Here is an 8,627-nt window from a genome sequence, read left to right on the forward strand (position 1 = left end):
AAAGAAGCAACGGGAGACAGATATTTTCAACCGATTCTATGCAGTCGTCTCCAATAAAAACCGTATCTTTGCAGCTTGTTTTTAAAGCCTTTACAAAAAAGACATGGGATTATTCATTCGAAAAAGTATTGATGCACTGCAGGCAGAAGCCAGAGAAACTGGCAGCAAGACGTTGAAACGAGTGCTGGGCCCCGTCAGCCTGGTAGCTCTTGGAGTGGGAGTTATTATTGGAGCAGGTCTCTTTTCCATTACAGGAACCGTAGCAGCCGAATACACCGGACCAGCCATTACGCTGTCCTTCATCATTGCAGCCATCGGATGCTGCTTTGCCGGATTATGCTATGCGGAATTTGCATCCATGATACCTGTTTCCGGCAGCGCATATACTTATTCGTATGCGACGATGGGAGAACTCATTGCCTGGATTATCGGATGGGATCTTGTCCTGGAATACACCGTAGCGGCTACAACAGTCAGTATCAGCTGGAGCCGGTATCTGGTCGTATTCCTGCAAAATATCGGTATCGAACTGCCACACGCTTTCACGGCCTGCCCCTGGGACGGAGGCATCGTTAATATTCCGGCCATGCTGATTGTCGTACTGATGAGCCTCATCCTGATGCGGGGAACAGCAGGAAGTTCTTTCTTCAACGGACTGATCGTCTTTCTGAAAATAGCAGTCATCCTCCTGTTTGTCGTGCTGGGATGGAAATTTATCCAGTCGGACAACTACGTACCCTATATTCCGGAAAATACCGGCAAGCTGGGTGAATTCGGACTTTCAGGTGTCCTTCGGGGTGCTGCCATTGTATTCTTTGCCTTTCTGGGATTTGATGCTGTCAGTACCGCCGCCCAGGAAACCAAGAACCCCAAGCGGGACATGCCTATCGGTATTCTTGTTTCATTGCTGGTATGTACCATACTTTATATACTCTTTGCCCATGTCATGACCGGAGTGGCACATTACACACAGTTTGAAGGACAAGTGGGCATTGCACCGGTAGCCGTTGCTATCGAAAACATGGGAACCATAGATGCTTCAGGAGCCATACAGCCTGCTTATCCCTGGCTGAACAAAGCCATCGTGCTGGCCATTCTCTTCGGATACTGCTCCGTCATCATGGTAACCTTACTGGGACAAAGCAGAGTCTTCCTCAGCATGAGTCATGACGGACTGCTTCCTCCTTTCTTTTCGCGTATCAATGAACGTTTCCGGACTCCGGTCCACAGCAACTGCCTGTTCATGGTCGTTGTCAGCATTCTGGCAGGATTTGTTCCCGCACAGGTAGCCGGAGAAATGACCAGCATCGGAACACTGCTTGCCTTCACCCTGGTTTGTGCAGCCGTTCTGGTGGTACGGAGAACCATGCCCGACGTACATCGCGCATTCAAGACACCGTTTGTTCCTTTCGTTCCCATCATGGGTATCCTGACCTGCCTGTGCATGATGTGCTTCCTGCCTGCCGATACCTGGATCCGGCTTGTATTATGGATGCTGATCGGTCTGGATGTCTATGCAGGCTATGGAATCAAACACAGCAAGCTGGAACCCGGGAAGAAACACCGCAAAGGAGACAACGTTCTGAATGTCATGGGCCTTGTACTCTCCGTGCTGAGTATCATCACAGGATTATGGCACCAGCAGACCATCGGATGGAACGCAGACAAGACACTGCTGTCCATTTCTTTTGTTTTCGCATTTACGCATTGCGCTTATTATATGTGGCGAATTTTTAATACACAATATCCCAAGCAGGAAACTGTTAATTGATATTAACTATCAGAGGAAGAACAAAAAAAACGAAAATCCGAACACGGATAATATTCTAAAAAGCTGTTATTTTACAGCGATTTGTTTTATTATGGATAAAAACGTACTTTTAGTCGCTATCCGGGCTGCATTACAAGCCGGAGCGAGAATCATGGATGTATACACAGATCCGAACGCTGATTTTGAGATAGAAAAAAAAGCTGACAACTCACCGTTGACAATTGCTGACCGCAAGGCACACGAAGTCATCGCATCGACTTTGTCAGTAACTCCCTACCCTATTCTGAGCGAAGAAGGGAAAAAGATTCCAGTAGAAGAAAGACAGAGCTGGAACGAATTATGGATTGTGGATCCTCTGGACGGGACCAAAGAATTCATCAAACGAAACGGAGAGTTTACCGTTAATATTGCATACGTCAAAAACGGAACTCCTGAAGCCGGTGTAATTTATATCCCGGTAAAAAAAGAGTTATACTTTGCAGACAAAGAATTCGGTGCATACAAAGTAAGCGAAATTTCCAGCCTGGCTGAAGACATGACACTCGACAAGCTGATGGCACAGGGAGTCCGCCTGCCCTACGCAACCGGGTCAGAACGTCCGTTCACAATCGTAGCTTCCCGCTCTCACCTGAGCCCGGAAACAGAAGCTTACATCGAAGAGATGAAACAGAAGCACAGCCGCATTGAGATCGCCTCCAAGGGAAGTTCGCTCAAACTTTGCCTTATTGCAGAAGGAAAAGCAGATGTTTATCCCCGCTTTGCCCCGACAATGGAATGGGATACAGCTGCAGGCCATGCTATTATCCGGGCTACCGGAAAAGAAGTCTGGCAAGCTGACACCCGCCGTCCTCTGCAATACAACAAGACGGATTTGTTGAATCCCTGGTTTATTGCCGAATAAACAAAGCATATGAATGTTGAAGTGATTATTGTACTCGTCGCACTGGTCGGCATGCTGGCCGCACTGATTATGGACAAGATGCGTCCGGGAATGATTCTGTTCTCGGTAGTTGTCCTGTTTCTCTGTACCGGTATCCTCAGTCCGAAAGAAATGCTGGAAGGTTTCAGCAACAAAGGCATGATTACGGTGGCCATGCTGTTTCTGGTCAGTGAAGGTATCCGCCAAAGCGGTGCCCTGACACAGGTCATCAAGAAACTCCTGCCACAGGAAAAGACTTCCGTATTCAAGGCCCAAATCCGCATGCTCCCCAGCATTGCGTTTATCTCGGCCTTTCTGAACAATACGCCTGTAGTCGTTATTTTTGCTCCCATCATCAAGCGATGGGCCAGTTCTGTCAAACTGCCGGCAACATATTTCCTGATCCCTCTTTCATACGTAACAATCCTGGGAGGTATCTGTACCCTGATCGGGACTTCGACCAATCTGGTTGTACACAGTATGATTCAGGAAGCGGGACTGAAAGGTTTTTCCATGTTCGAACTGGGAAAAGTCGGCGTATTCATTGCCATAGCCGGCATTATTTACCTGTTCCTTTTTTCCAGTAAACTGCTCCCTTCTGACCGTCCTGAAACATCCGGAAACGAAGAAGAAGAACAGAATTCTACCTTACATCTGGTGGAAGCAGTGATCGGTCCCCGATTCCCCGGTATCAACAAACGGGTAGGCGACTTCAACTTCAAGCGTCACTATGGAGCTGAAATCAAGGAGTTACGCCGCAGCGGACACACGTATACAGACTTGGGAAACATCCGTTTCCGCGAAGGAGATACCCTGGTGGTACTTACCGACGACAGCTTCATCCGCACTTGGGGAGAATCATCCGTCTTCCTGATGCTTGCCAACGGCAAAGATTATGAACCGGCCGGAAAGAAAAAACGCTGGTTTGCCCTGATCCTGCTGCTGATCATGATTATCGGTGCAACCATCGGTGAACTGCCAGCCATCCAGCGCCTGCTGCCGGAAGGCATCAAACTGGATATGTTCTTCTTTGTTTCCATTACGACAGTCATCATGGCATGGACCAAAATATTCCCACCACAGAAATATACCAAATACATTTCCTGGGATATTCTGATCACCATTGCCTGTGCCTTTGCCATCAGCAAAGCCATGGAAAACTCGGGAGTGGCAGACTTGCTTGCAAGCTATATCATCGGACTCAGCCACAGTCACGGGCCATATGTCCTGCTGGCAGCAATGTTCATCATCACCAATATCTTTACGGAGCTGATCACCAACAATGCCGCAGCGGCTCTCTCCTTTCCGCTGGCTTTGTCCATTTCGCAGCAACTTGGCGTAAGCCCCATGCCTTTCTTTGTCGTGATCTGCATGGCAGCCTCAGCCAGTTTCTCAACTCCGATCGGCTACCAGACCAACCTCATCGTACAAGGTATCGGTAACTACAAGTTTACAGACTTCGTGCGGATCGGTCTGCCGCTGAACATCATTACTTTTCTGATTTCCGTATTCGTCATTCCACAAATATGGAGCTTTTAATTTGAATATAAACTGATTATGGAAGAAACAAATCATATCTATCCGATATTCGACAAGATGCTGGGACGTTCTGACAAGGAAGCCTTGCTGGGACAGCGCGGCATCATGATCTGGTTCACAGGCTTGAGCGGCTCGGGCAAAAGCACCGTAGCAATCGCACTGGAACGCGAATTACAAAAAAGAGGACTTTTATGCCGTATTCTTGACGGAGACAATATCCGCAGCGGTATCAACAACAACCTGGGATTCTCGGCAGAAGACCGCGTGGAAAACATCCGCCGCATCGCTGAAATCGGCAAACTGTTTGTCGACACGGGTATCATTACCCTGGCTGCTTTCATCAGCCCGAACAATGACATCCGCGAAATGGCTGCACGCATCATCGGTAAGGAAGATTTCATGGAGATCTACGTCAGCACGCCGCTGGAAGAATGTGAACGCCGAGATGTGAAAGGTCTGTATGCCAAGGCACGCCGGGGAGAGATCCGCAACTTTACCGGAATCTCTGCTCCCTTTGAAGCTCCGGAACATCCTGCCTTGTCACTGGACACGTCTGTCCTGTCTGTTGAAGAATCTGTCAACCAACTGCTGGCCTTGATCCTGCCCAAGGTCACCATCAACCGAAAATAAATAAATTCTCATACATAATGAACGAAGAATATAAATTAAGCCACCTGAAAGAACTCGAAGCTGAGTCCATTCACATCATCCGTGAAGTGGCTGCCGAATTTGAAAATCCGGTCATGCTGTACAGCATCGGAAAAGATTCGTCTGTCATGGTACGCCTGGCAGAAAAAGCCTTTGCACCGGGAAAGGTTCCCTTCCCTCTGATGCATATCGATTCAAAATGGAAGTTTAAGGAAATGATTCAGTTCCGCGATGAATATGCCAAGAAATATGGCTGGAACCTGATCGTGGAAAGCAACATGGAAGCCTTCCGTGCAGGAGTAGGTCCCTTCACTCACGGAAGTAAGGTACACACCGACCTGATGAAGACTCAGGCTTTGCTGCATGCGCTCGACAAATACAAGTTTGATGCAGCCTTCGGAGGCGCACGGCGAGACGAAGAGAAATCACGTGCCAAGGAACGTATCTTCTCGTTCCGTAACGAATTCCATCAGTGGGATCCCAAAAACCAGCGTCCGGAGCTGTGGGACATTTATAATGCACGTATCCGGAAAGGAGAAAGCATCCGCGTGTTCCCGTTAAGCAACTGGACCGAGCTGGATATCTGGCAGTACATCCGTCTGGAAAACATTCCTATCGTTCCGCTTTACTTTGCAAAGGAACGTCCGGTTGTCAACATCGATGGTCAGCTGATCATGCCCGATGACGACCGCCTGCCGGAAAAATACCGTGACAAGATTGAAATGAAAAAGATCCGTTTCCGTACCCTGGGCTGCTGGCCGCTGACCGGTGCCATCGAAAGTGAAGCCGACACAATTGAAAAGATTGTTGAGGAAATGATGACCACCACCAAGAGTGAACGTACCACCCGTGTCATCGACTTCGACCAGGAAGCCAGCATGGAACAGAAGAAACGTGAAGGTTATTTTTAAGCAATTGAATGAATCAGAATCATGGAAGAATTAGATAAAAACATGTCAGGAAATCCGATGGAAGGGGAAGCAAGGGGTTCCATGTCCATCGAAGAGTTCCTGAAAAAAGACGAGCAGAAAGACTTGCTGCGCTTTCTGACCGCGGGTTCCGTAGACGACGGTAAGTCAACACTGATCGGCCGTCTGCTTTTCGACAGCAAAAAATTATACGAAGACCAGCTGGACGCGCTGGAACGCGACAGCAAACGAGTAGGAAATGCCGGCGAGCACATTGATTATGCGCTCCTGCTGGATGGCCTGAAAGCGGAACGCGAACAGGGCATCACCATTGATGTAGCCTACCGCTACTTCTCAACCAATAACCGTAAGTTCATCATCGCCGACACTCCGGGACATGAACAATATACCCGCAACATGATTACAGGCGGATCAACTGCGAACCTGGCAATCATTCTGGTAGATGCCCGCACCGGTGTCATCACCCAGACCCGTCGCCACAGTTATCTGGTATCGCTGCTGGGTATCAAGCATGTCATTCTGGCTGTCAACAAGATGGACCTGGTAGATTTTTCAAAGGATGTATTCGACAAGATCGTAGCCGACTACAAGGCTTTCATCACTCCGCTGGGTATTCCCGACGTACAATGCATCCCCTTGTCAGCTCTTGACGGCGACAATGTTGTGGAAAAATCAGACCGCACTCCATGGTATGATGGAGTATCCCTGCTGGAATATCTGGAAACCGTACACATCGGCAATGACCACAATCTGAAGGATTTCCGCTATCCGGTACAGTATGTATTGCGCCCGAATCTTGACTTCCGCGGATTCTGCGGAAAAGTAGCTTCCGGTATTATCCGTAAAGGCGATGAAGTGATGGCTCTTCCTTCCGGAAAGAAATCACACATCAAAAGCATTGTTACTTACGAAGGAGAAATCGACTGCGCATTCCCGCCGATGTCTGTAACCCTGACTCTGGAAGATGAAATCGACGTATCACGTGGAGAAATGCTGGTTCATCCGGACAACCAGCCGATGATCGGCCGGAATTTCGAAGCCATGCTGGTGTGGATGGACGAAGAAAAGATGGATCTGGAAAAATCTTTCTTCCTGAAGCAGACGACCAATACCAGCCGTACACGCATCGACAGCATCAAATACAAAGTGGATATCAACACGATGGAGCATCTGTCGGTGGAAAACGGACGCCTGGCCAAAGAAGATGTTCCGATGCAGCTCAACCAGATTGCACGCGTAGTTCTGACTTCTTCGAAGGAAATCTTCTTCGATCCGTATACTCAGAACAAGGCTACCGGTGCTTTCATCCTGATCGATCCTATCACAAACAATACCAGTGCCGTGGGAATGATCATCGACCGGGTAGAAGACAAGGATATGCACAACACCATGGAACTGCCTGTGCTTGACTTGCCGAAACTGGGTATTGCTCCGGAACACTACGAAGCGATTGAAAAAGCGGTAAAAGACCTGGGCCGCCAGGGTATTGCCATCGAAATCAAGAAATAATTCGAAGTTAAAAAGATTATGGGATTACTAGAATTCAATAAACTGCCGATCAATACGCTGGTAGGTGCCGACTGGAAAACATTCAATCAGGTTACTGCCGGACGTACCATCGACCCGGCCTATAAGGGAAAATACCGTCTGACAAAGGCGGTATGCCGCCTGTTGTCTACCCTCAAGCCTCTTCAGGACAGACGATATGAAAAGCTGCTGGCCGACAAACCGCTGGAACACGATCCGGTGTTCATCCTCGGTCACTGGCGGAGCGGAACAACTTTCATGCACAACGTGTTCTCATGCGACAAGCATTTCGGTTACAACACCACGTATCAGACGGTCTTCCCGCACCTGATGATGTGGGGACAGCCCTTCTTCAAGAAGAATATGAGCTGGCTGATGCCTGACAAACGTCCGACCGACAACATGGAACTGGCAGTAGATCTACCTCAGGAAGAAGAGTTCGCACTGGCCAACATGATGCCTTACACGTACTACAATTTCTGGTTCCTGCCCAAACACATGCAGGAATATGCTGACAAGTATCTGCTTTTTGATAATATTACGGAAGAAGAACTGAAGGTATTCGAAGAAGTATTCACCAAACTGATCAAGATTTCGTTGTGGAATACACACGGAACCCAGTTCCTCAGCAAGAACCCGCCTCATACGGGACGTGTAAAAGAACTGGTGAAAATGTTCCCCAACGCGAAATTCATCTATCTGATCCGTAACCCGTATACCGTATTCGAATCAACACGCAGCTTCTTCACCAATACCATTCAGCCGCTGAAGTTGCAGGATATCAGCAACGAACAGCTGCAGGAAAACATTCTGTCTGTCTATGCAAAGTTGTATCACAAATACGAAGCAGACAAGAAGTTTATTCCGGAAGGAAATCTGGTGGAAGTACGTTTCGAAGACTACGAGACCAATGCATTCGACCTGACTCAGGAGATCTATCAAAAGCTCTCTTTGCCGGGATTCGATGAAGCACGTGCCGATATCGAAGCATACGTCAACAAGAAGAAAGGATATAAGAAGAACAAGTATCAGTACAAACCCGAAACCGTAGAACTGGTGGAAAAGAACTGGTCGTTTGCCCTTGACCAGTGGGGTTACAAACTCTGATCCAAAACAACAACGGCACGCAGACTTCCAATTGTCCGCGTGCCGTCTTTTTTATGTCTATACGTACCGGAACATCTGTCCGGCCGATTACCCGAATTTATCTATTCATTTCATCTGTATTGTCTGCAAGAAAAAAAAGTTCCACCAGCACGATACAAGAGTTTCTTCCTGCTGAAACAAAAAGTTC

The 8,627-nt window shown here is 48.1% G+C and carries 7 protein-coding genes; all 7 read left to right on the top strand.

All coding sequences use genetic code 11. The features are described from left to right. Positions 1–103: 103 nt before the first annotated feature. The 7 genes from BACCOPRO_RS10945 (at position 104) to BACCOPRO_RS10975 (ending at position 8,440) form a co-directional block, all read left to right on the top strand. On the top strand, positions 104–1,771 hold the full coding sequence (locus BACCOPRO_RS10945; RefSeq protein WP_008143613.1) for an amino acid permease: 1,668 nt from the start codon (positions 104–106) through the stop codon (positions 1,769–1,771). Between the two features lie 91 nt (positions 1,772–1,862). Then, positions 1,863–2,672 (top strand): 3'(2'),5'-bisphosphate nucleotidase CysQ, encoded by an 810-nt coding sequence (cysQ, locus tag BACCOPRO_RS10950; RefSeq protein WP_008143614.1) that lies wholly within the window; start codon positions 1,863–1,865, stop codon positions 2,670–2,672. A 9-nt stretch (positions 2,673–2,681) separates the two neighbouring features. Continuing rightward, complete coding sequence (locus BACCOPRO_RS10955) at positions 2,682–4,229, top strand: SLC13 family permease (protein ID WP_008143615.1); 1,548 nt, start codon at positions 2,682–2,684, stop codon at positions 4,227–4,229. Positions 4,230–4,247: 18 nt separating this feature from the next. Then, positions 4,248–4,859: an adenylyl-sulfate kinase gene (cysC, locus tag BACCOPRO_RS10960; protein ID WP_008143617.1), complete on the top strand. Its 612-nt coding sequence runs from the start codon at positions 4,248–4,250 to the stop codon at positions 4,857–4,859. A 17-nt stretch (positions 4,860–4,876) separates the two neighbouring features. After that, positions 4,877–5,788 carry a sulfate adenylyltransferase subunit CysD gene (gene cysD, locus BACCOPRO_RS10965; RefSeq protein WP_008143619.1) on the top strand — a complete coding sequence of 304 codons (912 nt, stop codon included), beginning with the start codon at positions 4,877–4,879 and terminating at the stop codon, positions 5,786–5,788. 21 nt (positions 5,789–5,809) lie between these two features. Continuing rightward, a complete protein-coding gene (cysN, locus tag BACCOPRO_RS10970) occupies positions 5,810–7,315 on the top strand; it encodes a sulfate adenylyltransferase subunit CysN (protein ID WP_008143620.1) in 1,506 nt (501 codons plus the stop codon). 18 nt (positions 7,316–7,333) lie between these two features. Continuing rightward, positions 7,334–8,440 (top strand): cholesterol-responsive sulfotransferase, encoded by a 1,107-nt coding sequence (locus BACCOPRO_RS10975; protein WP_008143621.1) that lies wholly within the window; start codon positions 7,334–7,336, stop codon positions 8,438–8,440. The last annotated feature ends 187 nt before the right edge of the window (positions 8,441–8,627 follow it).

The organism is Phocaeicola coprophilus DSM 18228 = JCM 13818 (genome assembly GCF_000157915.1).
Classification (GTDB): domain Bacteria; phylum Bacteroidota; class Bacteroidia; order Bacteroidales; family Bacteroidaceae; genus Phocaeicola; species Phocaeicola coprophilus.

Excerpts from the sequence above, each read along its gene's own strand:
- cysD (WP_008143619.1), top strand. The coding sequence starts at position 4,877 with ATGAACGAAGAATATAAATTAAGCCACCTGAAAGAACTCGAAGCTGAG.
- BACCOPRO_RS10945 (WP_008143613.1), top strand. The coding sequence starts at position 104 with ATGGGATTATTCATTCGAAAAAGTATTGATGCACTGCAGGCAGAAGCC.
- BACCOPRO_RS10955 (WP_008143615.1), top strand. The coding sequence starts at position 2,682 with ATGAATGTTGAAGTGATTATTGTACTCGTCGCACTGGTCGGCATGCTG.
- cysC (WP_008143617.1), top strand. The coding sequence starts at position 4,248 with ATGGAAGAAACAAATCATATCTATCCGATATTCGACAAGATGCTGGGA.
- BACCOPRO_RS10975 (WP_008143621.1), top strand. The coding sequence starts at position 7,334 with ATGGGATTACTAGAATTCAATAAACTGCCGATCAATACGCTGGTAGGT.
- cysQ (WP_008143614.1), top strand. The coding sequence starts at position 1,863 with ATGGATAAAAACGTACTTTTAGTCGCTATCCGGGCTGCATTACAAGCC.
- cysN (WP_008143620.1), top strand. The coding sequence starts at position 5,810 with ATGGAAGAATTAGATAAAAACATGTCAGGAAATCCGATGGAAGGGGAA.